Origin of the sequence: Microbacterium sp. XT11, assembly GCF_001513675.1 — a bacterium.
In the GTDB taxonomy this organism is placed as follows: domain Bacteria; phylum Actinomycetota; class Actinomycetes; order Actinomycetales; family Microbacteriaceae; genus Microbacterium.
Genome location: NZ_CP013859.1, coordinates 2202817 through 2227205, shown reverse-complemented (window position 1 = coordinate 2227205; position 24389 = coordinate 2202817). Strand labels below are relative to the sequence as shown.

25 protein-coding genes and 1 tRNA gene are annotated in these 24389 nt (G+C 70.3%); 12 read left to right on the top strand and 14 right to left on the bottom strand.

Annotated elements, in window-relative coordinates:
* Positions 1 to 7: 7 nt before the first annotated feature.
* The 4 genes from rho to lysA form a co-directional block, all read right to left on the bottom strand.
* Positions 8 to 1963: a transcription termination factor Rho gene (gene rho / locus AB663_RS10295; RefSeq protein ID WP_067198622.1), complete on the bottom strand. Its 1956-nt coding sequence runs from the start codon at positions 1961 to 1963 to the stop codon at positions 8 to 10.
* Positions 1964 to 2124: 161 nt separating this feature from the next.
* Entirely contained in the window at positions 2125 to 3054 is a 930-nt protein-coding gene (thrB, locus tag AB663_RS10290) for a homoserine kinase (protein WP_083511203.1), read from the bottom strand.
* Between the two features lie 2 nt (positions 3055 to 3056).
* Positions 3057 to 4361 (bottom strand): homoserine dehydrogenase, encoded by a 1305-nt coding sequence (locus AB663_RS10285; protein ID WP_067198617.1) that lies wholly within the window; start codon positions 4359 to 4361, stop codon positions 3057 to 3059.
* A 69-nt stretch (positions 4362 to 4430) separates the two neighbouring features.
* The gene (gene lysA, locus AB663_RS10280; RefSeq protein WP_067198615.1) at positions 4431 to 5846 is read right to left on the bottom strand and encodes a diaminopimelate decarboxylase; all 1416 of its coding nucleotides are present in this window, start codon (positions 5844 to 5846) and stop codon (positions 4431 to 4433) included.
* Between the two features lie 149 nt (positions 5847 to 5995).
* On the opposite strand from lysA, the gene AB663_RS10275 reads away from it, so the two are divergent.
* On the top strand, positions 5996 to 7111 hold the full coding sequence (locus tag AB663_RS10275; RefSeq protein WP_067198613.1) for a YihY/virulence factor BrkB family protein: 1116 nt from the start codon (positions 5996 to 5998) through the stop codon (positions 7109 to 7111).
* A 22-nt stretch (positions 7112 to 7133) separates the two neighbouring features.
* On the opposite strand, the gene AB663_RS10270 is transcribed toward AB663_RS10275, so the two are convergent.
* Together AB663_RS10270 and argS are read right to left on the bottom strand one after the other, a co-directional pair.
* On the bottom strand, positions 7134 to 7979 hold the full coding sequence (locus tag AB663_RS10270) for an LmeA family phospholipid-binding protein (protein WP_067198611.1): 846 nt from the start codon (positions 7977 to 7979) through the stop codon (positions 7134 to 7136).
* A 21-nt stretch (positions 7980 to 8000) separates the two neighbouring features.
* Complete coding sequence (gene argS, locus AB663_RS10265) at positions 8001 to 9665, bottom strand: arginine--tRNA ligase (protein ID WP_067198608.1); 1665 nt, start codon at positions 9663 to 9665, stop codon at positions 8001 to 8003.
* A gap of 70 nt (positions 9666 to 9735) precedes the next feature.
* On the opposite strand from argS, the gene AB663_RS10260 reads away from it, so the two are divergent.
* The 6 genes from AB663_RS10260 (at position 9736) to AB663_RS10235 (ending at position 13091) form a co-directional block, all read left to right on the top strand.
* On the top strand, positions 9736 to 10545 hold the full coding sequence (locus tag AB663_RS10260; RefSeq protein ID WP_067202587.1) for an SGNH/GDSL hydrolase family protein: 810 nt from the start codon (positions 9736 to 9738) through the stop codon (positions 10543 to 10545).
* 16 nt (positions 10546 to 10561) lie between these two features.
* Positions 10562 to 10634, top strand: a tRNA-Arg gene (locus AB663_RS10255).
* A gap of 98 nt (positions 10635 to 10732) precedes the next feature.
* Positions 10733 to 11164 (top strand): MarR family winged helix-turn-helix transcriptional regulator, encoded by a 432-nt coding sequence (locus AB663_RS10250; protein ID WP_067198606.1) that lies wholly within the window; start codon positions 10733 to 10735, stop codon positions 11162 to 11164.
* Between the two features lie 14 nt (positions 11165 to 11178).
* Entirely contained in the window at positions 11179 to 11601 is a 423-nt protein-coding gene (locus AB663_RS10245; protein ID WP_067198604.1) for an organic hydroperoxide resistance protein, read from the top strand.
* Between the two features lie 12 nt (positions 11602 to 11613).
* Positions 11614 to 12591 carry a zinc-binding dehydrogenase gene (locus AB663_RS10240; protein WP_067198602.1) on the top strand — a complete coding sequence of 326 codons (978 nt, stop codon included), beginning with the start codon at positions 11614 to 11616 and terminating at the stop codon, positions 12589 to 12591.
* Positions 12592 to 12689: 98 nt separating this feature from the next.
* Entirely contained in the window at positions 12690 to 13091 is a 402-nt protein-coding gene (locus AB663_RS10235) for a RidA family protein (RefSeq protein ID WP_067198599.1), read from the top strand.
* A gap of 57 nt (positions 13092 to 13148) precedes the next feature.
* Here AB663_RS10235 and AB663_RS10230 read toward each other — a convergent pair whose 3' ends face one another.
* From AB663_RS10230 to AB663_RS10210, 5 genes are all read right to left on the bottom strand, one after another.
* Complete coding sequence (locus tag AB663_RS10230; RefSeq protein ID WP_067198595.1) at positions 13149 to 14225, bottom strand: DNA polymerase IV; 1077 nt, start codon at positions 14223 to 14225, stop codon at positions 13149 to 13151.
* 84 nt (positions 14226 to 14309) lie between these two features.
* Positions 14310 to 14702: a DUF1304 domain-containing protein gene (locus AB663_RS10225; RefSeq protein ID WP_067198594.1), complete on the bottom strand. Its 393-nt coding sequence runs from the start codon at positions 14700 to 14702 to the stop codon at positions 14310 to 14312.
* Between the two features lie 47 nt (positions 14703 to 14749).
* Positions 14750 to 15655: a CPBP family intramembrane glutamic endopeptidase gene (locus AB663_RS10220; RefSeq protein WP_067198591.1), complete on the bottom strand. Its 906-nt coding sequence runs from the start codon at positions 15653 to 15655 to the stop codon at positions 14750 to 14752.
* Entirely contained in the window at positions 15652 to 16377 is a 726-nt protein-coding gene (trmB, locus tag AB663_RS10215; RefSeq protein WP_067198589.1) for a tRNA (guanosine(46)-N7)-methyltransferase TrmB, read from the bottom strand. Before trmB ends, AB663_RS10220 begins: the two co-directional genes overlap by 4 nt.
* Positions 16378 to 16415: 38 nt before the next feature.
* A complete protein-coding gene (locus tag AB663_RS10210; RefSeq protein WP_067198586.1) occupies positions 16416 to 17258 on the bottom strand; it encodes a DUF3097 domain-containing protein in 843 nt (280 codons plus the stop codon).
* 90 nt (positions 17259 to 17348) lie between these two features.
* Between AB663_RS10210 and AB663_RS10205 the strand changes: the two genes are divergently transcribed.
* The 4 genes from AB663_RS10205 to AB663_RS10190 all read left to right on the top strand — a co-directional run bounded on the left by AB663_RS10205 (position 17349) and on the right by AB663_RS10190 (position 21532).
* Positions 17349 to 19418 carry a TPM domain-containing protein gene (locus tag AB663_RS10205; protein ID WP_083511202.1) on the top strand — a complete coding sequence of 690 codons (2070 nt, stop codon included), beginning with the start codon at positions 17349 to 17351 and terminating at the stop codon, positions 19416 to 19418.
* Positions 19419 to 19473: 55 nt separating this feature from the next.
* Positions 19474 to 20220, top strand: coding sequence for a PspA/IM30 family protein (locus AB663_RS10200; RefSeq protein ID WP_067198582.1), 747 nt, complete (start codon positions 19474 to 19476; stop codon positions 20218 to 20220).
* A gap of 62 nt (positions 20221 to 20282) precedes the next feature.
* Positions 20283 to 21083 carry an arginase family protein gene (locus tag AB663_RS10195; RefSeq protein ID WP_067198580.1) on the top strand — a complete coding sequence of 267 codons (801 nt, stop codon included), beginning with the start codon at positions 20283 to 20285 and terminating at the stop codon, positions 21081 to 21083.
* Complete coding sequence (locus AB663_RS10190; protein WP_067198578.1) at positions 21080 to 21532, top strand: Fe-S oxidoreductase; 453 nt, start codon at positions 21080 to 21082, stop codon at positions 21530 to 21532. The genes AB663_RS10195 and AB663_RS10190 overlap by 4 nt, the downstream gene beginning before the upstream one ends.
* Before the next feature lie 13 nt (positions 21533 to 21545).
* Here AB663_RS10190 and AB663_RS10185 read toward each other — a convergent pair whose 3' ends face one another.
* The 3 genes from AB663_RS10185 to AB663_RS10175 are packed head-to-tail and all read right to left on the bottom strand — an operon-like array spanning position 21546 to position 23257.
* Positions 21546 to 22016 (bottom strand): SIP domain-containing protein, encoded by a 471-nt coding sequence (locus AB663_RS10185; protein WP_067198576.1) that lies wholly within the window; start codon positions 22014 to 22016, stop codon positions 21546 to 21548.
* A 33-nt stretch (positions 22017 to 22049) separates the two neighbouring features.
* Positions 22050 to 22784, bottom strand: a complete 735-nt coding sequence (locus tag AB663_RS10180; protein WP_067198574.1) for a tyrosine-protein phosphatase — start codon at positions 22782 to 22784, stop codon at positions 22050 to 22052.
* Positions 22781 to 23257 carry a carboxymuconolactone decarboxylase family protein gene (locus tag AB663_RS10175; RefSeq protein ID WP_067202584.1) on the bottom strand — a complete coding sequence of 159 codons (477 nt, stop codon included), beginning with the start codon at positions 23255 to 23257 and terminating at the stop codon, positions 22781 to 22783. The genes AB663_RS10180 and AB663_RS10175 overlap by 4 nt, the downstream gene beginning before the upstream one ends.
* A 181-nt stretch (positions 23258 to 23438) precedes the next feature.
* Here AB663_RS10175 and AB663_RS10170 point away from each other — a divergent pair, with 181 nt between their 5' ends.
* Positions 23439 to 24341 (top strand): alpha/beta fold hydrolase, encoded by a 903-nt coding sequence (locus AB663_RS10170; protein WP_232304689.1) that lies wholly within the window; start codon positions 23439 to 23441, stop codon positions 24339 to 24341.
* The last annotated feature ends 48 nt before the right edge of the window (positions 24342 to 24389 follow it).

Genomic DNA, 24389 nt, shown 5'->3' with positions numbered 1-24389 from the left:
GCAGGCCTCAGCGGATGTTGCTGTCGTGCCCGTGCGCACCCGAAGGCAGCGTCGGGATCGACTTCTGCATCTGCACGAGGAACTCGACGTTCGAGTGCGTCTCCTTCAGCTTGCCCAGCACGACCTCGAGGGCCTGCTGCGTGTCGAGACCCGCGAGGGCGCGACGGAGCTTCCAGGTGATCTTGACCTCGTCGGGCGAGAGCAGCATCTCCTCGCGACGCGTGCTCGACGCGTTGACATCGACCGCGGGGAAGATCCGCTTGTCGGCGAGGGCGCGCGACAGGCGCAGCTCGCTGTTGCCGGTTCCCTTGAACTCCTCGAAGATGACCTCGTCCATCTTGGAGCCGGTCTCCACGAGCGCGGTCGCGAGGATCGTGAGCGATCCGCCGTTCTCGATGTTGCGCGCTGCGCCGAAGAAGCGCTTGGGCGGGTACAGCGCCGAGGCGTCGACACCTCCGGTGAGCACCCGGCCGGATGCCGGAGCGGAGAGGTTGTACGCACGGCCGAGGCGGGTGATCGAGTCGAGCAGCACGACGACGTCGCGCCCCAGTTCGACGAGGCGCTTGGCGCGCTCGATGGCGAGCTCCGCCACCGTCGTGTGGTCCTCCGCCGGACGGTCGAAGGTCGAGGCGATGACCTCGCCCTTCACCGATCGCTGCATGTCGGTGACCTCTTCCGGGCGCTCGTCGACGAGCACGACCATGAGGTGCACCTCGGGGTTGTTCTGCGCGATCGCGTTGGCGATCTGCTGGAGCACGATCGTCTTGCCCGCCTTGGGCGGCGCGACGATGAGTCCGCGCTGGCCCTTGCCGATCGGCGCGACGAGGTCGATGATGCGCTGGGTCAGCTTCTCGGGCGCGGTCTCGAGGCGCAGGCGCTCCTGCGGGTAGAGCGGCGTGAGCTTGCCGAACTCGACGCGGTTCGCCGCATCGTCGACGGAGAGGCCGTTGATCGAGTCGACCTTCACGAGCGCGTTGTACTTCTGACGGCCCTGCTGCTCGCCTTCACGCGGCTGCTTGATGGCGCCGACGATGGCATCGCCCTTGCGGAGGTTGTACTTCTTGACCTGGCCGAGCGAGACGTACACGTCGCTGGGGCCGGCCAGGTAACCGGTCGTGCGCACGAAGGCGTAGTTGTCGAGCACGTCGAGGATGCCCGCGATCGGGATGAGGACGTCGTCCTCGCCGATCTCGGTCTCGAACTCGTCGACCGTGCCGCCGCCGCGGCGCTTGTTCCGCTGGCGGTTGCGGCCGTTCCCGCCGCCCTGCTCCTCGTCGGCAGGCGCGCTCTGCTGCTCGCCGTTCTGGCCGTTGCCGTTCTGGCCGCGGCCGCGGTTGCGGCTGCGGTTACGGCTCCGGCTGCGGCCGCCCTGCTCGTCGCCGCCGCCCTCAGACTGCTCGGGCGCCTCAGCGGGCGTCGGCGCGTCGTTGTCGGCAGGCGCCTGGTCGTTCTTGTCCGTGGCGGGGGCCTCGGACTGCTGCTCGGCCGGCGCCTCGGCGTCGGCCTTGGCCGACTTCGCCGAACCCCGGCGACCGCGCGATGCCGGCTTCGTCGCGGCAGGAGCGGTCTCGGTGTCGGACGGCTTGTCGCCGCGATCCTTCGACGAGGCGGAGTCAGCGGTGGTCGCGGCGGTGGTCGCGGCCGGTGCGTCGGCGGCCGGTGCGGACGTCGTGTCGCCGGTCGGCGCCTCGACTGCTTCGGCGTCTGCCTTCTTCGCCCTGGTGCGCCGCGGCGCCTTCGCCTTGGGCGCGGCTTCGTCGGCGGCGGGCGCCTCGTCGCCCGCTGCGGGAGCATCGGCCGCCGCCTTCTCAGCCGCGGCCTTCGCCGTCGCCGTCGTCGCGCGCCGCGGGGCGCGCTTGCGCGCCGGTGCGGCTTCAGCGGTCTGCTCTGCACCGGCGGCAGCCGCCGGAGCCTCGGCCACCGGGGCAGCCTGATCGTTCTGGGTCTCGGAGAAGTTCTCCACGAGTACTCCCTCTTCGGTCTCGGGGATGTGAGCGTGACGCGCACAGCGGGTGCTGCGCGCGATCGCACGGGCTGACGCTCGGCGTCAGCCGGCCATGGCACTGTGCCAGAGGGATTCGCGTGCGGGTCTTGCAGAACGCAATGGGGCCAGATTCACGAAAGTTACGTGGAGCCCTCCGCTCGATCCCCCACTGTACCACCACGCACGTCGACCGCGAGCAGCAGCGACTCCCACGGGGTGTCGGCCGCGGCGTTCGCCACCTCCACGGCGTCCTGGCGGCTCCCAGGGCCGTCGGCGAGCACCAGCACGCTGGGTCCCGCTCCCGAGACGACCGCGGCATAGCCCGCGCGGCGGAGCGTCTGCACGAGGCGCTGCGTCTCGGGCATCGCCTCGGCGCGGTAGTCCTGGTGCAGGCGGTCGGCCGTGGCGTCCAGCAGCAGCTCAGGGCTCTGCGTGAGAGCCGCGATCAGCAGCGCCGACCGCGAGACGTTGAACACGGCATCCGCCGTCGACACCTGCGGCGGCTGCAGCGAGCGGGCCTTCGACGTGGACATGGTGTACGACGGCACGAGCACGAGAGGCGATACGCCGCGGTGCACGAGAAGCTTCTTGTGCTGCGGACCCTTCTCCCCCATCCAGGCGATCGTGAGGCCGCCGAACAGTGCAGGGGCGACGTTGTCCGGGTGCCCCTCGAGCTCGGTCGCCAGCCGGAGGAGGTCGGCATCGCTGAACTCAACGTCGCCCGCGAGCAGCCCCTTGGCGGCGAGGATGCCCGCGGTGACCGCCGCACCCGACGACCCGAGGCCACGACCGTGCGGGACGCCGTTGTTCGCGACGATGCGGAGTCCGGGAAGCGGGCGCCCCGCGTCGGCGTACACGTGAGCGATCGTGCGCACGATGAGGTTCGAGCCGTCTCGCGGGATCTCGTCCGCGCCCGAGCCGCTGACCTCGATCTCGAGCGCGCCGGCCGGAAGCTCGGTCACCTCCAGGGTGTCGTAGACGCTCAGAGCCAGTCCGAGCGTGTCGAAGCCGGGTCCGAGGTTGGCACTCGTTGCGGGGACGGTGACGTCGACGGTGCGCCCGACTGCCATGGTCACTCGCCTTCCACGCGCAGCACCGACACGACGCGCTCGACGACGGAGCTGCCGGCGAGCATGTCGACCGTGGCGCTGAGGGCTTGCTCGGTCGCACGGTGCGTGCCGATGATGAGCCGGGCGGTGGGCTCGGCCTCTCCCTCGACGGTCTGCACGACGGTCGCGACCGAGACGCCGCCGTCGCTGAGGATTCCGGCGACGGTGGCGAGCACACCCGGAGCGTCGGACACTTCGAGTGTGATCTGGTACCGCGTCGTCACATGGCCGATCGGCACGATCGGAAGATTCGCCCTCGTGGATTCGCCGACTCCGACCCCTCCGGCGATGTGACGGCGCGCCGCTGAGACGACGTCGCCGAGCACCGCAGATGCCGTCTGCACGCCGCCGGCCCCCGCACCGTAGAACATGAGCGAGCCCGCGGCCTCCGCCTCGACGAACACGGCGTTGTTGGCGCCGTGGACGCTCGCGAGCGGGTGCGACTGAGGGACGAGGGCGGGGTACACCCGCACGGAGATCGATTCGGCACCGTCCACGTCGAGGCGCTCGCACACGGCGAGGAGCTTGATGACGAACCCCGCGGCACGCGCTTCCTCGATCATCGACGCCGTGACCGAGGTGATCCCCTCACGGTGCACCGCATCGAGCGGCACGGCGGTATGGAAGGCGAGGCTCGCGAGGATCGCGGCCTTCTGAGCGGCGTCGTATCCCTCGACGTCCGCCGTCGGGTCCGCCTCTGCGTATCCGAGCCGCTGGGCGTCGGCGAGGACATCCGCGAAGTCGGCGCCCTCCGTGTCCATGCGATCGAGGATGTAGTTCGTCGTGCCGTTGACGATCCCCATGATCCGCACGACGCGGTCGCCCGCGAGGGAGTCGCGCAGCGGTCGGATGATGGGGATCGCCCCCGCGGCCGCGGCCTCGTAGTACACGGACGCGCCAACGCGGTCGGCCGCTTCGAAGAGCTCGGGTCCGTGGGTGGCCAGGAGCGCCTTGTTCGCCGTCACGACGTCGGCGCCGGAGCCGATGGCCTGGAGGATGTTCGACCGTGCCGGTTCGATCCCCCCGATGAGCTCGATCACGATGTCCGACCCCACGATCAACGACTCCGCGTCGGTGGTGAAGAGCTCCTTGGGAAGATCCACGTCGCGGGGCGCATCCACATCGCGCACCGCGATGCCTGCGAGTTCGAGTGTCGCGCCCGCGCGATCGGCGAGTTCGTCGCCGTGCTTGAGCAGGAGGGCGGCGACCTGCGATCCGACCGCTCCGGCGCCGAGCAGTGCCACGCGAAGTCGTCGGTACTCAGTCATGAAGGCTCCTTCTGAGGGGTGTCGGTCGTTCGTGCCGTCTCCGAGCGCGGCGCGTCTCGGCGGCTGCGATCACTGGTCGCCGTCGGCGTGCGGGGCGTCGAGCCCGGCATCCCTGGCGAGCACGTCGGCGATGGTCTCTCCGCGGACGATGATCCTGGCCCGCCCGTCGCGCACGGCGACCACCGGCGGACGGGGAACGTGGTTGTAGTTGCTCGAGAGCGACGCGCAGTAGGCGCCCGTCGCGGGAACCGCGAGCAGGTCGCCTGGGGCGAGGTCAGCAGGGAGGTACTCGTGATCGACGACGATGTCGCCCGATTCGCAGTGCTTGCCCACCACCCGACTGAGCCGTGGTTCGCCCACGCCCTGACGCGATGCGAGCCTGGCCGAGTACTGCGCCCCGTAGAGGGCAGTGCGGGCGTTGTCGCTCATGCCGCCGTCCACGCTGATGTACCGGCGGGTCACGCCGGAGCCGAGCTCGACGTCCTTGGTCGTTCCGACCTCGTAGAGCGTGACGCCGGCGGTGCCGACGATGGCCCGACCGGGTTCGAACGACAGCGCAGGCACATCGATGCCCCGCGCGGCGCACCCTTCGGCCACGGCTGACACGATCTCGGCCGCGAGCGTCTCGATGGGCGTCGGGTCGTCCACGCGCGTATAGGCGATGCCGAAGCCGCCGCCGAGGTTGAGCTGCGGCACGGGACCGCCGTCGAGCAGTGCGGCATGCAGCTCGAGAACCCTCTCCGCGGACTCCCGGAACCCGGCCACGCCGAAGATCTGCGAGCCGATGTGGCAGTGCAACCCGACGAACTCGAGACCGGGGATCTCGCGGATCCTCGCGACGGCGGCTTCGGCGTCGGCGAGCGGGAACCCGAACTTCTGGTCTTCGTGCGCGGTCGCCAGGAAGTCGTGCGTCTCAGCGTGCACGCCGCTGATGACCCGGACGAGAACGCGCTGCGTGGCGTCGATGCGCGCGGTGATCGCTGCGAGCCGCTCGATCTCGATCGCGCTGTCGACGATGATCGTGCCGACGCCGACTTCGACGGCGCGCTCGAGCTCCGCCACCGACTTGTTGTTGCCGTGGAAGCCGATGGAGGCGGGAGCCACGCCAGCGGCGATGGCGACCTCCAGTTCACCGCCGGTGCACACGTCCACGCGAAGGCCCTCGTCGACGACCCACCGCGCGACCGTGGTGCACAGGAAGGCCTTACCCGCGTAGTACACCTGCGCGGTCGTTCCGTTGTCGGCGGCCGCGGCGTCGAAGGCGAGCCGGAAGGCGCGCGCCCGTCCGCGCACCTCGTCCTCGTCGAGGACGAGCACGGGCGTGCCGTACGTCTGCGCGAGCGTCGTGGCACGCACTCCGCCGATCTCGATTCCGCCGTCGACGTCGCGGGTGGCCGAGGCGGGCCAGACCGACGCGACGAGATCGTTGGGGTCGTCGGGGACGACGAGCCATTCCGGGGCGGGCGAGTCGGCAGGGGAAAGCACGGAGCACCTATCGTGGAGTCGATCGGGGGAGAGTCCTCGCACGGCGAGTTGACCCGATTCTAGGGCACCCGAGCAGGCTCCCCTGCCACGGTGACGCGCCGCGTCAATCCCCTGTCCGGCGGCCGGCGACCCTCGTAGGGTGGGGCGTGATGAGCACGGACACACCACAGAAGGACACCGCCCGACCCGGCGTCGTCGCCCGCCTGAGCGGCGCCGTGATCCGCTGGGCCCTGAGCCTGCGCCCGGTGCGGGCTGCCCTGCTCTACACGGAACGCCGTGGCCCGATGCTCGCCGACAGCGTGACCTACCGCGCGCTGTTCAGCGTCTTCGCCGGGGTGCTGCTCGGGTTCTCGGTCGCGGCCCTGTGGCTGTCGGGCGATCCCGTGGCGTGGAAGGCGATCGTTGCGGCCGTGGAGAACGCCGTGCCAGGGCTCCTGGGCGACGACGGGGTCGTCGATCCGTCCGATCTCAGGCAGCCACTGTCGCTGTCGATCGCGGGCGCGGTGTCGTCGATCGGCCTCATCGGAGCGGCACTCGGCGCGATCGGATCGCTCCGCACCGCTGTCCGCGTCATCGTCGGCACAGCGCACGACGACGTGCTCTGGGTCTGGGTGGTGCTGCGCAATCTGCTGCTGGCGATCGGGATCGGCGCGTCCTTCGTGCTCTCCGCGTTCCTCACGATCGCCGGGCGCATCGGCATCCGGTGGTTGGCGAGCCTGATCGGACTCGACGAGGACTCCGCCCTGGCGGAATGGAGCGTCCGGCTCCTCTCGCTCGTTCTCGTGTTCGCCCTCGACACCGCTCTCATCGCAGCCGTCTTCCGCCTGCTGTCGGGACTGTCCGTGTCGGCGCGCACGCTGTGGACGGGCGCGATCATCGGTGGTGCCGGCCTGCTCGTGCTGCAGGAGCTCTCCGGTCTGTTCGTCGGCGGCGCCTCGAGCAACCCCCTGCTCGCCTCGTTCGCCTCGCTTCTCGCCCTGCTCATCTGGCTCAATTTCTCCGCGCAGGTCATGCTCTTCGCCTGCGCCTACATCGCCACGGCGCACGAGGAGTCGACCGACCGCGTGCGTGCGCGTTTCGGAGCGACCACGTTCCAGGCCCGCCGGCTCCAGCGCGCCGAGATCGACCTCGCGCTGGCGAAGGATGCTCTGCGCGCAGCACAGGAAGCAGCAGGCGCGGGGGCGGTCGCCGCGCCGAAGACGCAGGCCGGGGCATCCGCCTCCGGTCGCACCGCGGACGCCTCAGGTCGCAGTCGGGACCATTAGCCCTGGACCGCGTCGCACCGCCTCAGCGCGCGGCGCAGGTCCCCGGATGCTGCAGCGTCTCGTCGGACGCGATCGCCCCGTCGACGGCCAGATCGACCACCGCGTGCGACCCGGTGATGGACAGCGCCGTGAGGGACACGGCAGCGGGGAGGCGATCAGCCACGCAGATGCGCTGCGTCTCGGTGAGCCTGGCGCCCAACGGGCCGAGCATCGATGCGACCTGGTCCGCTTCGATCACGAGGCCCCCGACGCTCACGCTCCGCGGCGTGAGGGAGACGTCGCCGTCGAGGATGCCGGGCGTGACCGTCACCGTCACCGGGACGTCGAGCCCGAGCACAGGAATCGAGGCGCTCACGATCGCATCAGGAGCGTCGAACTCCACACCGTCCACGGGGAGGTCGCCCCGGTCGAGAAGCGTCGTGAACTGCGACTCGTCGATCGTGACGGTGCCCGTGACCGCGCCGAGGTCGCCGCCGTGCAGCGGAACGCCGGACACATCGGCCTCCACGGCGCCGGTGACGTCCTGCAGGGTCACGGCATCCGCGGAGAGATGGAGATGGTCGAGCCGCCCCGCGATGAGCTGCGGCAGCAGCAGCCCGTCGGCAGCGACATCGAGCGGCTGGTCGTCGGGAAGGCCCAGCTCCTCGATCACGACGGCGCGCACGACTCCGGGAAGCACGGCACGCGCGATCAGCTCTCCCGCGACCGCGGCGGCGATGAGCAGCACGAGCGCTCCTCCGACGACCCACGGCCAGCGGCGGCGACCGCGGCGACGCGCCGGTGTGCCAACGGCGTCGTCGGGGATCACGAGCGTCGGATGCGCCCGCTGCGGCTCGGGGTACGCGAGCGTGGCGTTGTCATCACTCATCGCACGCTCGCCTCGCCTCGGTCACATGCGCTCGGGAGCCGACACGCCGAGCAGCTCCAGCCCGTTGCGCAGCACCTGCCCCGCGGCGTCGTTCAGCCACAGCCGGGTGCGGTGCACGCTCTCGATCGGGTCGTCGCCCTGCGGGATGACACGGCAGTTGTCGTACCAGCGGTGGTAGAGCCCCGCCAGCTCTTCGAGGTAGCGCGCGACACGGTGCGGCTCGCGCACCTCCGCTGCGAAGGCGACGATGCGCGGGAACTCCTGCAGCGCCCCAAGGAGCGCGGCCTCGGTCTCGTGCGTGAGCGTCTCGGGAGCGAACTCCGACCGGTCGACACCCGAGTCGGCGGCGTTGCGGGCGACGTTGTGCGTGCGGGCGTGCGCGTACTGCACGTAGAACACCGGGTTGTCGTTGGTGCGGCGCTGGAGCAGCTCGGGGTCGAGGTCGAGCGGCGAATCGGCGGGCGAGCGCTCGAGCGCATACCGAAGGGCGTCCGTGCCGATCCACGCCTGCAGGTCATCCATCTCGATGATGTTGCCTGCCCGCTTGCTGAGCCGCGCACCGCGGATAGACACGAGCTGTCCGATGAGCACCTGGATGTTCTTCTCCGGGTCGTCCCCCGCCGCTCCGGCGACGGCCTTGAGCCGGTGCACGTAGCCGTGGTGGTCGGCTCCGAGCAGGTAGATCTTGTTCTCGAAGCCTCGATCGCCCTTGTTCAGGTAGTACGCGGCATCCGCGGCGAAGTAGGTGTACTCGCCGTTGGACCGGCGGATCACCCTGTCCTTGTCGTCGCCGAAGTCGGTCGTGCGCACCCAGACCGCGCCCTCGGAGTCGAACACGTGCCCCTGCTGCCGGAGCCGGTCGACTGCCTGGTCGATGAGGCTCGTGCCGTCCTCGCCCTTCGCGTGCAGCGTGCGCTCGGAGAACCAGACGTCGAAGGGCACGTTGAACCGCTCCAAAGACGCCCTGATCTCCTCCAGCTGGAAGGCGTAGGCCAGGTCGCGCGCGACGACGAGCTGCTCGTCCTCGGCGAGACCGAGCAGATCGGGCCTCGCCTCCAGCACGCGCCCGGCGAGCGTCGTGATGTACTCCCCGGGGTATCCCCCCTCCGGTGTCGGCTCACCCTTGGCAGCGGCGAGCACCGACACGGCGAAGCGATCCATCTGCGCACCGGCGTCGTTGATGTAGTACTCCCGCACGGCGTTCGCGCCGCTGGCGAGCAGCAGTCGCACGATGGCGTCGCCGAGCGCTGCCCAGCGGGTGTGGCCGATGTGGAGCGGGCCGGTCGGGTTGGCCGACACGAACTCGATGTTGACGTTCACGCCGCGCTGTGAGTCGTTGCGCCCGTACGCGTCGCCGGCGTCGACGATCGTCTTCGCCAGGGCGCCGGCGGCAGCGGGGTCGAGCCGGATGTTGATGAACCCCGGCCCCGCGACCTCGGCGCTGGCGATGCCGTCGACCGCCGTCAAGCCCTCGGCGATCTGCTGCGCCAGCTCCCGCGGGTTCGCGCCGAGCGGCTTGGCGAGCCGCATCGCGATGTTCGACGCCCAGTCTCCGTGGTCGCGGTTGCGGGGGCGATCGAGCACGATGTCAGACGCCGTCACCGGAAGCGCCTCGCCGGGTCGTCGCTGCTCGGCGATGGGGGCGAGAACGGCGAGGAGGGCGTCGGCGAGGGTTTCAGGAGTCATAGACCCCCCAGTCTACGGCGCGCCACGTCACGGAATTTGCGGTGGGCACGACGTGATCTACTCTCATGCCATGAAGCCACCTGCCCGCCCCCGTCGCCCCCTGCGGTCAGGGCTGGTCGCGTTCGGTCTGCTGCTGGCTCTCGCAGCCGGCGTCGTGGGCGTGTGGAGACCGTGGGCACCGGTCTCACCCTCGACGGCCTCCGCCGCCGTCGGCTCGGGTCCGGCATCGGCCCCTGCGCCATCGCCGCTCGTCCTGCCCGAGCACCCGCGCGTGCTGGTGTTCGGCGACTCGTGGACTTACGGGTCCGCCGCGTCCGACCCGACGCTGGGGTACGCCTATCAGATCGGCGGTCTGCTGGGTGGGGAGAGCATCGTCGACGGCGTCCGGGGCAGCGGGTATCTCAAGCCCGGTCTCGACGGACCGGCCTTCGGCGAGCGCATCGCCGCGCTCGATCCGGCGCTCGCGCCCGATCTCATCCTGATCCAGGGCTCGATCAACGACCGCACGCTGGTGGGCGACGCAGGCTACCCCCGGGCGGTGACGGCCGCCTGGGACGCGATGGCCGCGACGTATCCCGACGCGCAGATCGTGATCCTCGGCCCGGCGCCTCACGAGCTCCCCGTCGGGTCGGGAACGGCGCGGATCGACCGCGTGCTCGGAGACCTGGCCGCGGCGCGGGGGTGGTGGTACATCTCCCCCGTGGCGCAGCACTGGATCACGCCGGAGAACTATCTCGACGTGATCGACGTCGACCTCGGCCGCCGGCATCCGTCGACCGCCGGACACCGGTATCTGGCCGAGAGGCTCGCATCCGCGCTGGACGAACTCCGCGGCGCGCCCGTGACCGAGGCCGGTTCGAAGTCCAGCCCGAAGCAGTGATATTGTCAACCGGTGCGCCTCCGTAGCTCAGGGGATAGAGCGCCGGTTTCCGGTACCGTAGGTCGGGGGTTCGAATCCCTCCGGGGGCACATGTCGTGAAGAGGTCCGTCCGCGAGGACGGGCCTCTTCTCGTCTCTGCACGCCATTTTAGTTGTGCACAATTGAATTGTGTGCAATGCTTCTTTCCATGGCCGTGACCGATGAGATGGTGTGCTTCTCGCTCTACTCCGCCGCTCGCGCGACGACGCAGGCGTATCGCGCTCTCCTCGCGCCGTGGGGTCTCACGTACCCGCAGTACCTCGTGCTCGCCATCCTGTGGCACGAGGGCGAGCAGACGATCGGGGCGCTCGGCGACATGATGCAGCTGGACTCCGGGACGCTGTCGCCGCTGGTCCGCCGCCTCGAGCAGAACGGGTTCGTGACCAAGACCCGCAGCCCCGACGACGAGCGCGTCGTCACGGTGCAGCTGACCGATGACGGGCAGGCTCTGCGTGCCGAGGTCGCCCCCATCCGCACACGGATCGCGCGCCTCGCGGGCATCCGCGACGACGAGCACCGCCGGCGCCTGATCGCCGAGCTCCAGGAACTCACGGCCTTGCTGCAGAACAGCACCGACTGAAAGGAATCCGCACGATGGAAGCCCTCTACACCGCCGAGGCCCTCGCCACCGGCGCCGGCCGCAACGGCCGCGTCGCGACGAGCGAAGGCCGCCTCGACCTCGCACTCGCCGTCCCCCGAGAGCTGGGCGGATCCGGCGACGGCGCGAACCCCGAGCAGCTCTTCGCCGCAGGCTACGCGGCCTGCTTCCACTCGGCCCTGCAGACCGTCGCCCGCGCGCAGAAGGTGGCGATCGCGGACTCCTCGGTCGGAGCGCGCGTGCAGATCGGCTCGAACGGCGCCGGCGGGTTCGGCCTGGCCGTGCAGCTGGAGGTCGTCATCCCCGACCTCCCCCACGCTCAGGCCGTCGAGCTCGCGAACGCCGCGCACCAGGTGTGCCCGTACTCCAACGCGACGCGCGGCAACATCGACGTCGACATCACCGTCTCGGACGACTGAAGGGGAACGACAGTGCGCGCACTCATCCACCGCAGCTTCGGCGAGCCCGAAGACGTCCTCGTCCTGGTAGACCGTCCGCTCCCCGAGCCCGGCCCAGGGCAGGTGCGGCTGCGTATCGTCCTCTCCCCCATCCACAACCACGACATCTGGACCATCCGCGGCACCTACGGCGTCACGCCCGACCTTCCCGCTGCGTCCGGCACCGAGGCGCTCGGAATCGTCGACGCGCTCGGCGAGGGCGTCGAGGGCCTCGGGGTCGGCCGGCGCGTCGCCACCGGAGGTACGTTCGGAGCCTGGGCGGAGTACATCGTCACAGACGCAGCCGGACTCGTCCCCGTGCCCGAGGGGGTGCCCGACGAGGTCGCCGCCCAGCTCATCTCCATGCCGTTCAGCGCCATCAGCCTGCTGCAGTTCCTCGACGTGAAAGCGGGCGACTGGATCGTCCAGAACGCAGCGAACGGGGCCGTCGGGCGGATGCTGGCGCAGCTCGCATCCGCCCGTGGCGTCCACGTGCTCGGGCTCGTCCGCCGCGCGGGTGGCGTCGACGAGCTCCGCGCGCAGGGCATCGGCGGTGTCGTCGCGACGGATCAGGACGACTGGCGCGAGCGCGCGCTGGAGATCACGGACGGCGCCGACGTCGTCGCCGGTGTCGACTCCGTCGGCGGCGCCGCATCCGGCCACGTGCTGTCGCTGCTGGCCGAGAACGGAACGCTGGTCGCCTTCGGCGCCATGGACTCGCCTGTCATGGAGATCAACTCGGGCGACGTGATCTTCAAGCAGGCGACGGTCAAGGGCTTCTGGGGGAGCAAGGTCAGCGCGACCATGGACCCTGCCACACGAGGCGCGCTCTTCGGCGAGCTCATCCAGCGTGTGAGCGACGGAACGCTCACGCTCCCCGTCGCCGGCGTCTTCGACGCCGCGGACGCCGCAGACGCCGTGCGCGCCAGCAAGGCTCCAGGGCGCGTCGGGAAGGTCCTGCTCCGGTTCTGAGCGACCGCCCGGTGGCACGGTGGGCGGAGGGGCCGCATCCCGCCGCATCCTCCGCCCCGCCGGCGTCCGATGTCGGTGCCGGGGGACATACTCTCGGCATGGACATCACTCTTCTTCAGCCGGCCGGCCTCGTCGTCAGCCCGGCCTTCAGCCATGTCGCCGTCGTCCCTCCGGGGGCGACCACGATCTACGTCGGCGGTCAGAACGGCGTCGACGAGACGGGCGCCGTGGTCTCTGCGGATGCCGGTGAGCAGGCTCTGCGCGCGCTGGAGAACGCGGAGACCGCGCTGACGGCCGCCGGCGCAGGGCTCGACGACGTGATCAGCTGGACGGCTCTCATCCATCAGAGCGCCGACCTCCGCGCGGCATACGGCGCCGTGGCCGCCAAGCTCGCGCGCGACGGCGCCCCGCCCCTCGTCACTGCGGCGATCGTGGCGGGGCTCGGTGTGCCGGGCGCCCTCATCGAGGTCAGCGCCGTGGCCGCGCTCGTGCGCACCTGATCCGGCGCGACACGGGCCGCATCCACGCAGGGCGGAACGAGGTCCGGCATCGCGTCGTCAGATCCGGCCGCGCACCGGAGTCCGCTCCACGGCGTCGCCGGTCTCCGGCATCGCCATCTCGGCACGCACCCCCAACAGGCGCACCTCGCGCGTCGGGTCCAGCGTCGCGCTGAGAGCGAGCGCGGCGTCGACCACGTCGTCACGGCGAGTGGTCGGCGCCGCGAGCTTCCGCCCGAAGGTCTTCGTCTCGAACGGGGCATAGCGCACCTTGAGGTGCACGCGCACGACGGGTCGTCCTTCGGCCGCGCAATCGTCGAAAGCGCTCGCAGCGAGCCCCCGCACCGCATCTGCCACCTGCTCCGGCGTGGTGAGGTTCTGCTGGTACGTCGTCTCCCGGCTGTGACTGCGCGCCACCCACGGGGAGTCGTCGACGACGGCGGGGCCGGTCCCCGCCCCGAGCCCGTGGTACCACACGCCCATCCGCGGTCCGAACTCCGCGACGAGCTCGCCCTCGTCGGCGTCCGCGAGCTCGCGCACCGTCGTGATGCCGTGCTCCGCCAGCCTCTTGCTGACCTTCGGCCCCACACCCCACAGATCACGGGTCGGCCGCTCCCCCATCACCTCGAACCAGTTCTCCGCGGTGAGCCGGAAGACGCCCTGCGGCTTGCCGAACTCGGTGGCGATCTTCGCACGCACCTTGTTGTCGCCGATCCCCACCGAGCAATGCAGGCCCGTCGCGTCGAGCACAGCCTTCTGCGCGGTGCGCGCCACACGGTCCGGATCCTCGGCGTCCACCCCGAGAAAGCACTCGTCCCACCCGATCAACTCGACCACCACGCCGGGCAACGAACGGAGCGTCGCCATCACCTCATCCGACGCCGCGGCGTACTCCTCATGGTCGACCGGGAGGAAGACCGCATCCTCCGGGGCCTTGCGCGCGGCGATCCGCAGCGGCATGCCCGACCCGATCCCGTACGCACGGGCCTCATACGACGCGGTCGACACCACGGCGCGCTCGGTGGGATCGCCGCGCCCGCCCACGATCACCGGAAGTCCTGCGAGCTCCGGACGGCGCCGCACCTCGACGGCCGCGATGAACTGATCCATGTCGACGTGCAGCACCCAGTCGGCCATGCATCGAGTGTGGCCGCTGCAGGGCTGGATGTCACGCCCCAGGTGTCACCGACCGCGAGCTCTCGGGTGAGCGCGACCGTCCTCTCAGACGAGCGCGACCCCGAGCGCGGTGACCACCACGGCCAGCAGCGGAAGCGTCCCCTGCATGGCGGCCGCGCGTGCCTTCGTCCGGTCCGAGAGAACGAGCACCAGCGCCGCGGCGAGCATCATGCCCGTGCCTGCGAACACGAGCGTCACGCCGACCGTTCCGGCTCCTGCGAGCACGAATGCGATGCCGAGCAGCGTGGTGAGCGCGAGGAAGAGGTTGTAGAAGCCCTGGTTGAAGGCGAGCTGCTTCATGGTGACGGCATCCGCCTCGCTCGCAACGCCGAACACCTTGCGCGTGGACGGCTCGGTCCACTTCAGCGACTCGAGAGCGAAGATGAACACGTGGAAGGCGGCGGCCGCCGCGGCGAGGACGAGTCCGGCGATGAGCATGTCTCGATTCTGCCCGATGCCGGCCCCGATCACACCGATATGCGGGGTCACAGCAGGAAGACGGGCAGAAGACCGGGGTTGTGCGCGTGCACGAGCACGGCGAACACCACGGCGTCGAACAGCAGATGAACCGTCACCACATAGGCGAGCGAGTGCGTGCGGACGAAGATGAAGCCCTGGAGCAGTGCGAACGGGATGGTCAGCACCGGCCCCCACGCGCGGTAGCCCAGCTCCCACAGAAAGGACACGAACACGATCGCCTGGAGGACGTTCGCGAGTCCGTCGGAGAAGTGCCTCCTCAGCAGCGCGAAGACGGTGCAGATGAAGAACAGCTCGTCCCAGATCCCGACCGCGCCGACACCGACGAAGAGACGGCCGATGAGCTCAGGGGTGTCCACCACCGGCCAGTTCTGGTAGACGCCGCTGGTGATGAAGTAGAACGGCAGGATCAGCCAGCCGAGAACCAGCACCAGCACCAGCCACGACCACTGCAGACGGTTCCAGCGTCGATGCGTGCGCCACGGGAACGCGATGGCCCGGTCGCGATAGACGAACCGCGACACGAGGTACGGCACGAGCACCGCGCCCCCGAGAGCCACCGTGAAGCGCATCATCGCGGCATTGTCGAGCTCCGCAGCCAGTGGGATCGCGCTCACGATGAGCATGCCGAGGGCGATCAGTGACAGATCCCGGGTCAGCGAGGGCTCGCGCCGGCCGCCGCCCTTGCCGGTCGAGGGGATGGAGGCCCCGGCGCGCGGCGCCATGCCTGAGCCGGGGCGCCCGCGCTCTGTCAGCCACGCGGCGCCGAGACCTGCGGCGAGCAGGGCCCAGCCGAGCCAGGGCACGCGCACGACGAAGAACGCCGGAGCCGCCAGGCAGACGAGCAGTGCAGGGGCGAGCAGCGCAGGGGCGACCAGACGCGCGCCGTCGGCGCCGCGCGTCTTCGCTGTCATGTCCTGGCGACGCGGCGGTAGGCGAGATCGCGGATGTCGCGGCCCTTCGCGATCCCCTTGCGCTCGAACGCGGTCATGACGCGACCGTCGAACCGCTCGGCCCATTCGCCGTCGAACGTGCGCTCGAACAGGGGGTCGGCATCGAGCACGTCGCGCATCTGGAGTGCGTAGTCCTCCCAATCCGTCGCGAGCCGAAGCACGCCGCCGTCGCGCAGCGCACGGGCCGCCGTCGTTCCGAAGCCCTCTCTCACCAGCCGACGCTTGGTGTGGCGCTTCTTGTGCCAGGGGTCGGGGAAGAAGATCCACACCTCCGCCGCTGCCGCCTCCGGGAGGAACGACGCCAGCACCTCCGGGGCGTTGGCCTCGACGAGACGCAGGTTGCGCGCGCCTGCGCGTTCCGCGTCGAGCATGGTGCGGGCAAGGCCGGCGCGGAAGACCTCGACGGCCAGGAAGTCGTCGTGCGGGCGGGACGACGCCGCTGCGACGATCGCATGCCCCTGACCAGAACCGATCTCCACGATGAGATCCGCGCGGCGCCCGTACTCGGCGAGGGGATCGAGGCGCGCATCGGGATGCACCGACGTCCACGCCACGTCGCGCGGAACGTCGAGCAGGTAGCGCGGGGCGAGCTCGGCGAATGCGCGCTCCTGCGCATCGGACATGCGACCGCTGCGGCGCACGAACGACACGGGTTCATCGCGGAACGTACGGGGTTCGGGCATGCCTCCAGGGTAGTCGGCGGCGCGACGTGGCCCTTCCCTCAGCCCGCGGCCGGCTCCGTGACGAAGTCGATGAGCTCCTCGACGCGGCCGAGCAGCGCCGGCTCGAGGTCACGATAGGTGTGCACCTTCGACAGGATGTGCTGCCACGCCCGCGCCGTGTCGGCCTGCGTCTCGTGCGGCCAGCCGAATGCGCGGCAGATGCCGGTCTTCCAGTCGACGCCGCGCGGGATCTCCGGCCACTTCGCGATCCCGAGCGCTCGCGGCGTCACGCACTGCCAGACGTCGACGAAGGGGTGGCCGACGATGCGGACATGCGGGCCGTGCGGGCCACGCGAGACGGCCTCCGCGATGCGCGACTCCTTCGAACCGGCGACGAGGTGATCGACGAGAACCCCGTACCGGCGGGCCGCGCTCGGCGGCTCGGCAGCGAGCAGGTCGTCGAGGAGGTCGATGCCCTGGAGGTACTCGACGACGACGCCCTCGACGCGCAGGTCGGCTCCCCACACCTTCTCGACGAGCTCGGCGTCGTGCCTTCCCTCCACCAGGATGCGGCTCGGCAGCGCGACCTTCGCGCGTTGATCGGCGACCGCGAAGGATCCGGATGCCGTGCGGCGGGGACCCTGCGCTGCCGCTGACGGCGGGACGAGCCGCACGGGCTTGCCCTCGATCAGGAACCCTCCGCCGAGCGGGAACAGCCGCCTGCGCCCCTTCCAGTCCTCCAGCTCGACCGTGCCGCCCTGGATCCTGGTGATCGCGCCGCAGAAGCCGTCGTCCGCCACCTCCACGACGAGGTCGACCGATGCGGCGACCTGAGCGACCTGCTTCGCGGCCCTTTCCCGCCACCCCGGTGCGAGCACATCGGATCCGTACCTGTCGTCCATGCCATCAAGCGTATGTGTCTCCGCTGACGGCGAACGGCGATCCGCCCGCGGGTGCTGTCGCGTGTCGGCGTGTGTGCATAGACTCGACGCATGGGGGCACTGCCGCCGGCCCGAGGCGCCGGAATGAGGACTCGCTGGCTGACGATCGCCGCGCTGGCGCTGGGTGCGCTGGCGGGGTTCACCGGAGTCGATGCGGCGTCAGCGACCGATCCCGTCACGCTCGACTCGGGATACGTCACGGATGATGCCGGGGTGCTGAGCAGCAGCGAGGAGCAGGCGGTCGAGGATCGTCTCCGGGAGCTCAGCGCGAACTCGCGAGCCGACCTTTTCGTGGTCCTCGTCGACGACTTCACGTCGCCGTCCGACAACGTGGAGTGGACCGACCTCGTCGCCGAGCGCAACAACCTCGGCAGCGACCAGTACCTCCTCGCCATCGCGGTCGAGGGGCGCAGCTACTACATCTCGGCTGCTCCCGACGGACCGCTGAGCGACGCGAAGCTCGACGAGGTCGAAGACAAGATCCTGCCGCTGGCGAGCGCGAACGACTGGGCCGGCGCGATCACGCTCGCAGCCGACGAGATCCAGGGCGACGGGGGCGCCGGCGCGCTGCGCGTGCTCCTCATCGTGGCCGGCGTGGTCGTCGTTCTGATCGTCATCTGGCTGATCGTGCGCGCCGTCCGCCGCGCGCGCCAGGCCGCCGCCGTGCGCAAGCGCGGCGCGATGCCTGCGCAGCCCGATCCGAACGACCCGTTCTCGGCCCTCACCGATGACGAGGTCGCGACGCAAGCCGGCGTCGCGCTGGTCCGCGCCGACGACGCCATCACGTCGAGCACGGAGGAACTGGGGTTCGCCGTCGCGCAGTTCGGCGAGGGAGCGACCGCCGAGTTCACGGCGGCGATCGATGCCGCGAAAGCGAAGATGTCCGAGGCGTTCGACCTCAAGCAGAAACTCGACGACGAGATCCCCGACTCGGTCTTCGACCGGCGCGAGTGGCATCTCCGCATCATCCGACTGTGCGACGAGGTCGCCGACGTGCTCGACGACAACACCGAGGCCTTCGACCGGCTGCGCGCCCTCGAGCAGAACGCGCCGCGCGAGCTTGAACGGGTCAGGGCGGAGCGCGCCGCACTGCAGCCGCTTCTCGACGGGGCGGACGAGGCTCTGCGTGCGCTGAGCGCCACGTACGATCCCTCTGCGCTGAGCACCGTCGCGGACACCCCCCAGCAGGCGCGCGAGCGCGCGGCGCTGGCCGATCGATCCATCGCCGCCGCAGCCGCCGCGATCAGCGCATCCTCGTCCGGAGAGGCGGCATTCGCCATCCGCACGGCCGAGCAGTCGGTGGCGCAGGCGACGCAGCTGGTGCAGGCCATCTCGACTCTCGGTTCCGACCTCGCCGGAGTGGAGTCGAAGGCCCAGGCGCTGATCGCCGAGCTCCGATCCGATATCGCGGCGGCACAGCAGCTGCCCGACGCCACGGGCACGATCCGCGGTGCTGTCTCGGCGACCGACGCCCAGGTGCAGCAGGCGCAAGCGGGGCTGACCGGCGCCGGCCGCAACCCCCAGCGCGTGCTGGAGGCGCTGACGGCCGCCGACGCGCAGATCGACGCCGCGATCGCGCAGGGACAGGAGACGGCGGAGCGCGCGCGGCGCGAGCAGCGGATGCTGGAGCAGACCCTCGCTCAGGCCGACGCCGAGATCCGCACCGCGCGAGAGTTCATCCAGACACGGCGCGGGAGCGTCGGATCCACCGCGCGCACCCGCCTGGCGCAGGCGGAGTCGTCGCTCGCTCAAGCGCAGAGCCTCCAGACCTCCGATCCGGGACAGGCGCTGAACGCGGCACGCACGGCGCTCGACCTCGCACGCCAGGCGTCGTCGTACGCCCAGTCCGATGTCGCCGCGTACGACCCGAGCCCGTATGAGAGCGGCGGCTGGGGAGGGCTCTTCGGAGGAGGAGGAGGCTACCGGTCGAACGACTCGGGCCTCGCCGGCGACATCCTGGGCGGAATCATCGGCGGCCTGCTCTCCGGCGGAGGAGGCGGCTCTTCGCATCGCAGCAGCAGCTGGAGATCCAGCGGAGGCGGCGGGTTCCGCAGCTCCGGCTTCGGCGGCGGCTCGCGCTCCAGCGGTCGCTCAGGAAGATCGGGAGGACGACGCTTCTGATTCGCATAGGCACGTACGCAAAGATCACGACCAGGACCCTCTGAAAGGAACACGCATGGCAAAGCAGTCCATCTTCGGACGAATCTCCACGCTCGTCCGCGCGAACATCAACGCGCTCCTCGACTCGGCGGAAGACCCGCAGAAGATGATCGACCAGCTCGTCCGCGACTACACGAACAACATCGCGGACGCGGAGTCGGCGATCGCCGAGACGATCGGCAACCTTCGTCTCCTCGAGCGCGACCACGAGGAAGACGTGCAGGCCGCGACCGAGTGGGGCAACAAGGCTCTCGCCGCGAGCCGCAAGGCCGATGAACTGCGTGCGGCCGGCAACACCGCCGACGCCGACAAGTTCGACGGTCTGGCCAAGATCGCTCTGCAGCGGCAGATCAGCGCCGAGCGCGAAGCATCGGCGGCCGAACCGCAGATCGCTGCTCAGACGGAGATCGTCGACAAGCTGAAGTCGGGCCTGAACGGCATGAAGGAGAAGCTGGTCGAGCTGAAGAACAAGCGCAGCGAGCTCCTCGCCCGCGCCAAGGTCGCCGAGGCTCAGACCAAGGTGCAGGACGCTGTGTCGTCGATCAACGTCCTCGACCCGACGAGCGAGCTCGGCCGCTTCGAAGACAAGGTCCGCCGTCAGGAGGCCTTGGCTCAGGGCAAGGCGGAGCTCGCCGCGTCGAGCCTGGACGCCCAGTTCGAGAGCCTCGAGGACCTCGGTGAGCTCACCGAGGTCGAGGCACGCCTCGCCGAGCTGAAGGCCGGTGGATCCTCGGCACAGCGCCAGGCCATCGAAGGCTCCTGACACCCCAGCGGGTGTCCCGGGCGCGTTCCGGGGCACCCGCTCTTCTTCTCTGGAGGCATCCGATGCGATTCCTCGTGGTTCCGCAGTGGCAGGGCTCCCCTGCCGCCCGCGCGATGCTCCTCGTCGACGGCGCCTCAGCCATCGCCGGCGATCTGCCGCGGGCGGCGACGACCACCCTCGAAGTGCCTGTGGAGGCCGGGGAGTCCCTCGGCACCGGCGTACGGCGCCTCAGTGCCCTGCTGCGCACACGCGACCTCGTGGCGGAGCACATGATGGCCGACACGGTCGTCATCGGCGGCGACTGCAGCGTGACCGTCGCGGCCTTGCGAGCTCTCCCCGGCGGCACCGACGACCTGGCGGTGGTCTGGTGCGACGCCCACGCCGACCTCAACACCCCCGCCACCTCGCCGTCAGGGGCGTTCTCCGGGATGGCGCTGCGGGCCGTTCTCGGCGAGGGCGAGCCGCAACTGGCGCTCTCCCCCGGCATCTCCCCTGAGCGCATCGTCGGCGTCGGGATGCGTACTCTCGACGACGCAGAGGTCGACGCCGTCGAGGGCCTCACGCTCCTGTCCGTCTCCGATCTCGAGCGCGCCGACGCGCTCGCCGACGCCGTGCGCGCAACGGGGGCCTCGCGTGTCTGGGTGCACATCGACGTCGACGTGCTCGACCCCTCCGAGCTCGGCGGAGTGTCATCGCCCGCTCCGTTCGGCGCCGAGACCGCCCGCCTGAGCGCCGCGATCCGGACGCTTCGTGAGCACATGCCGCTCGCCGGGGCGACGATCGCGGGCTTCGCTCCCCGCACCCCCGCGGACGCCGTGGACGATCTCGGCGCCGTGCTGCGCCTCATCGGGGCCGTCGCGTGAGCGACAGCCGACGACCAGGCGACTGGCGACGCATCGCCGACGAGGCCCTCGCGCGCGGGCGGCGACTGGACAGGCGTATCCCGTCGTTCCTTCTGCGATCACCGCTCAGTCGCCTCGGATACGCCTGGGGAACGGCCGTGGGCTGGATCTGGGGCGGGCTGTGGAGCAGGGGCCGCGTCGAGCGCCGCGGAGGGCTGTGGGTGTTCCGCGGCATGCCGTCGTGGACGTTCCAGCGCGGCGGCGTGTGCGTGGGCGGCTGTTTCCTCACCGGCGACACCCAGCCGACCGACGCCGTTCTGCGCCATGAGGCCGTGCACAAAGCGCAGTGGCTCCGCTACGGCTTCCTCATGCCGGTGCTGTACCTCTTCGCGGGCCGCGATCCGCTCCGCAATCGCTTCGAGATCGAGGCGGGTCTGGAAGACGGGAACTACGTGCGCCGCGCGAGGTGAACCGCCGCGACGCTCAGCGGTCGGTGGAGAGAAGGCCGAACCGCTCAGGCGCGTGGATGCGGTCGGAGGACACCCCGAGCGCCTCGGTCAAGTGCTCGATGATGTCGGCTGTTCCGAGGAAGCCGCCCAGAAGCGTGACGTTCGTGCCGACCTCGTCGTCGCAGAGCATCTCGTCCGCCCACGCGCAGGTGGCTCGCGCCAACGCCTGTCCGGGTGCGCACGCCCGGCCCGTTCCCGGTGCCCCCGAGCGCTCCGCGCGCGCGAGCCACGTGACCGTCATCCGCCCGGGAGCGTCCACGATGCCGATGTACGACGAGTCGGGCACCTCGATGAAGATGCGGCCTGAAGCGCACAGCGGAAGCGTGGCGAGGAAGGCCTGCAGTTCGGCGAGGGAGTTCTCGTCGGCGGTCACCAGGTGATGCGCGCGTCGCCGCGCTTCACGACGCGCAGCGCGCGTGGTCCTGGTGTCGACAGAAGAACTCATGATGCCCCCATCGTAGCACCCATGAAGGGTTGCCTAACCTTTCCCAGCACCCTCGGGGGAAAGCGGCTCGACGAGCGCCTCGCGGAGCGCGGAGAGCTCGGCATCGGTCATCCCGTTGGCTCGCAGATAACCGGCGGCGGATCCCCAGCGCTGATCGACCCGCTCGAGCAGCGCCCTCATCACCGGCGCAGGCGACTGCGTGGCGAGCGCCACCGCATGCACAGCCTCGGGGTGCTGCGAACGCAGATACGCGGCGATACGCTGCGAGCGCTCCGGCGGCAGCTGCGACTCGGTGAGCGCGTAGTCCTCGACGATCGCCTCGCGCTCGGCGCCCACGGCCGCGAGAGCCAGCGCGATCGTGACGCCGGTGCGGTCCTTGCCCACCGTGCAGTGCACGAGGGTGGGCTGACCGTCCGCGATCACCCTGATGGCCTGCACGATGCGGTCGCCGCTCTCCTCCAGCAGATGCAGATAGAGCTCGTCGAGGCTCGTGTCGTTCTCGAAGAACGACCGCACGGAACCGAGGAAGAGCGGAAGATGGGTGGTCTCGGGCCCCGGAACCTCCGTCGGCTCCGCCGCGACCTCCTCACCGTCCCGCAGGTCGACGATGCGCCGCACCAGGGAGCCCAGGCGCTCCGCCCCCGCCTTGGTCGCCCCGGAGAGCTGACCCGAACGCAACAGGACACCGGAGCGGATGCGACCGCCTTCGGCCGGCATTCCCCCGACGTCGCGGACGTTCGTGACGCCCTCGATGTCGAGAAGGGTCATGCCTGCACCTGGGCGACGCGTGGCGGCACGGGGTAGCGGCCGGCGATGACGATGCGGTTGAACGCGTTGATCGACACGCAGGCCCAGCTGAGTGCGGCGTACTCCTTCTCAGTGAAGACGCTCCCGACGCGGTCGTAGAGGTCGTCCGACACGCCTTCCTCGGCGATGAACGTGAAGGCTTCGGCCAGCTCGAGGGCTGCGCGCTCGCGCTCGCTGAACACCCCGCTCTCGCGCCACGCGGGGATCTGCATGAGCGTGTCGGTGTCGAGCCCGGCGCTGAGAGCGCGATCGACATGGATGCGCGTGCAGTACGAGCATCCGTTCAGCTGCGAGCAGTGGATCATCACGAGCTCCTTGAGACGGTCGTCGATGCCGTTCGCGGCGCAGATCTCCCCCACCGTCTTCGAGAACGCGTCCAGCGCGTGATAGGCGGAGGGTTCAGTCTTGGAGAGGTGCACTCGCGTCTCGCTCATGCGTCCCATGATATTCGCTGGCCGAGGGACGGATGCCGTCGCTCCTGAAGTTCGCAGAATGCACTATGCCAAGCTAATGCGTAATTCTTTGACACTTTCGGCAACACAATGTCGAAATCACGTTGGCGATCTGCTCTTCAGTTTCGCGCTGATGTGGCAACGGGAGCAGAATGTGGGCGTGATCACCGAGACTGGCGAGTTCAGCTATCTTCCCGCGCAGGCCGATGCCCTCGGCACGGCGGTGCCGCCCGTGGAGCGGCTGACGCTGCCGCTCGCTGACGGCCGTCATCTGAGCGCTCTGCGCTTCGGCATCGAGCCTCCGCGCATCACCTTCCTCCACGGCGCCGGCCTCAACGCCCACACGTGGGACACGACGGTCCTGGCCCTGGGCGTCCCCGCGCTCGCGATCGACCTGGCGGGGCACGGCGACTCGTCGTGGCGCGACGACGCGGACTACACCCCGCGAACCCTCGCCACTGATGTGATCGCCGGCCTGCGTGCGTGGACGACGACAGCGCAGGTCCTCGTCGGCCAGTCCCTGGGCGGCCTCACCGGAGCAGCCGTCGCAGCCACGGCGCCCGAGCTCATCGCCCGGCTCGTCGTGGTCGACATCACGCCCGGCATCGACGTGACGGCGGGCCCGGCCGCGCTGAGGGAGTTCTACGCGGGGCCGACCGACTTCGCGACCAGGGACGAGCTCGTCGACAAGGCCATGAGCCTGGGCTTCGGAGGCACGCGACCGGAGACCGAACGCGGTGTGTTCTTGAACACCCGGGTGCGCCCCGACGGCCGCATCGAGTGGAAGCACCATTTCGCGCATCTCGCGGCACAGGCTCTGCAATCTCACGATCCCGGCACCTCCGCCTCGCCCTCTGCCCTGCACGAAACCGGGTGGGACGACCTGAGCGGGGTGCGGGCCCCGCTCACGCTCGTCCGCGCCAGCCGTGGCTTCGTCGCAGAGGCCGACGCCGAGGAGTTCCGCCGCCGCCTTCCTTCGGCACGCGTCCACGTGCTCGACGCGTCGCACAACGTCCAGGAGACCGCTCCCCGCGAGCTCGCGTCTCTCCTCGCGAACGCATTATGACGTTCCGTTCCAGACCGGCCCCTCCGACCTCCACGACTCCCTAGGCTC

Bases quoted from the DNA above. Each gene is read 5' to 3' on its own strand.
- AB663_RS10210 (WP_067198586.1), bottom strand. From the start codon at position 17,258: ATGGACGACAGGTACGGATCCGATGTGCTCGCACCGGGGTGGCGGGAA.
- AB663_RS10180 (WP_067198574.1), bottom strand. From the start codon at position 22,784: ATGACCCTTCTCGACATCGAGGGCGTCACGAACGTCCGCGACGTCGGG.
- AB663_RS10195 (WP_067198580.1), top strand. From the start codon at position 20,283: ATGCGATTCCTCGTGGTTCCGCAGTGGCAGGGCTCCCCTGCCGCCCGC.
- AB663_RS10270 (WP_067198611.1), bottom strand. From the start codon at position 7,979: ATGAGTGATGACAACGCCACGCTCGCGTACCCCGAGCCGCAGCGGGCG.
- trmB (WP_067198589.1), bottom strand. From the start codon at position 16,377: ATGCCCGAACCCCGTACGTTCCGCGATGAACCCGTGTCGTTCGTGCGC.
- AB663_RS10200 (WP_067198582.1), top strand. From the start codon at position 19,474: ATGGCAAAGCAGTCCATCTTCGGACGAATCTCCACGCTCGTCCGCGCG.
- AB663_RS10175 (WP_067202584.1), bottom strand. From the start codon at position 23,257: ATGAGCGAGACGCGAGTGCACCTCTCCAAGACTGAACCCTCCGCCTAT.
- AB663_RS10250 (WP_067198606.1), top strand. From the start codon at position 10,733: ATGGCCGTGACCGATGAGATGGTGTGCTTCTCGCTCTACTCCGCCGCT.
- AB663_RS10275 (WP_067198613.1), top strand. From the start codon at position 5,996: ATGAGCACGGACACACCACAGAAGGACACCGCCCGACCCGGCGTCGTC.
- AB663_RS10220 (WP_067198591.1), bottom strand. From the start codon at position 15,655: ATGACAGCGAAGACGCGCGGCGCCGACGGCGCGCGTCTGGTCGCCCCT.
- AB663_RS10230 (WP_067198595.1), bottom strand. From the start codon at position 14,225: ATGGCCGACTGGGTGCTGCACGTCGACATGGATCAGTTCATCGCGGCC.
- argS (WP_067198608.1), bottom strand. From the start codon at position 9,665: ATGACTCCTGAAACCCTCGCCGACGCCCTCCTCGCCGTTCTCGCCCCC.
- AB663_RS10285 (WP_067198617.1), bottom strand. From the start codon at position 4,361: ATGACTGAGTACCGACGACTTCGCGTGGCACTGCTCGGCGCCGGAGCG.
- AB663_RS10245 (WP_067198604.1), top strand. From the start codon at position 11,179: ATGGAAGCCCTCTACACCGCCGAGGCCCTCGCCACCGGCGCCGGCCGC.
- AB663_RS10185 (WP_067198576.1), bottom strand. From the start codon at position 22,016: ATGAGTTCTTCTGTCGACACCAGGACCACGCGCGCTGCGCGTCGTGAA.
- AB663_RS10225 (WP_067198594.1), bottom strand. From the start codon at position 14,702: ATGCTCATCGCCGGACTCGTCCTCGCCGCGGCGGCCGCCGCCTTCCAC.
- thrB (WP_083511203.1), bottom strand. From the start codon at position 3,054: ATGGCAGTCGGGCGCACCGTCGACGTCACCGTCCCCGCAACGAGTGCC.
- AB663_RS10205 (WP_083511202.1), top strand. From the start codon at position 17,349: ATGGGGGCACTGCCGCCGGCCCGAGGCGCCGGAATGAGGACTCGCTGG.
- AB663_RS10235 (WP_067198599.1), top strand. From the start codon at position 12,690: ATGGACATCACTCTTCTTCAGCCGGCCGGCCTCGTCGTCAGCCCGGCC.
- AB663_RS10260 (WP_067202587.1), top strand. From the start codon at position 9,736: ATGAAGCCACCTGCCCGCCCCCGTCGCCCCCTGCGGTCAGGGCTGGTC.